Origin of the sequence: Mycobacterium sp. E2479, assembly GCF_001667925.1 — a bacterium.
Taxonomy (GTDB): Bacteria; Actinomycetota; Actinomycetes; order Mycobacteriales; family Mycobacteriaceae; genus Mycobacterium.
This window is the reverse complement of sequence record NZ_LZJR01000031.1, coordinates 1-543: the sequence shown is the minus strand read 5'-3', so window position 1 is coordinate 543 and position 543 is coordinate 1. Positions and strand designations below refer to the sequence as shown.

Annotated in this window: 1 protein-coding gene; it reads left to right on the top strand. The window is 69.2% G+C overall.

Annotated elements, in window-relative coordinates; translation table 11 throughout:
- Nucleotides 1–543 (top strand): AMP-binding protein (locus A5686_RS03835; protein ID WP_156749923.1); only part of this gene is annotated, 543 nt, incomplete at both ends.

The following is a 543-nucleotide window of genomic DNA, read 5'->3' as shown; positions in this document are numbered from 1 at the left end:
TGGGTTGCGGGTATTGGCGCCGGGCGGGGTTGACCGGGTCGCGGTTTGTGGCGTGTCCGTTCGGGGGCCCGGGGACCAGAATGTATCGGACCGGGGATGTGGTGCGGTGGCGCGCCGATGGGCAGCTGGCGTATCTGGGGCGCGCGGATGAGCAGGTCAAGATCCGCGGCTATCGCATCGAGCTCGGTGAGATCCGAACCGCCCTGGCGAGTGTGGCTGGGGTGGCCCAGGCGGTGGTGATCGCGCGCGAGGACCAGCCCGGCGATAAGCGCTTGGTCGGCTACATCACCGGCACCGCCGACGCGGGCGAGGCGCGAAGCGCACTGGCCGAACGGCTTCCGTCTTACATGGTGCCAACGGCAATCGTGGCCCTACCTACGCTGCCGCTGACGGTCAACGGCAAACTCGACACCCGCGCCCTGCCGGCACCCGAATACGCCGACACCGAGCGGTATCGCGCCCCCGGCACCGCGGTCGAAGAGATCCTGGCCGGCATCTACGCCCAGGTCCTCGGTATCGAGCGGGTCGGGATCGACGACTCCT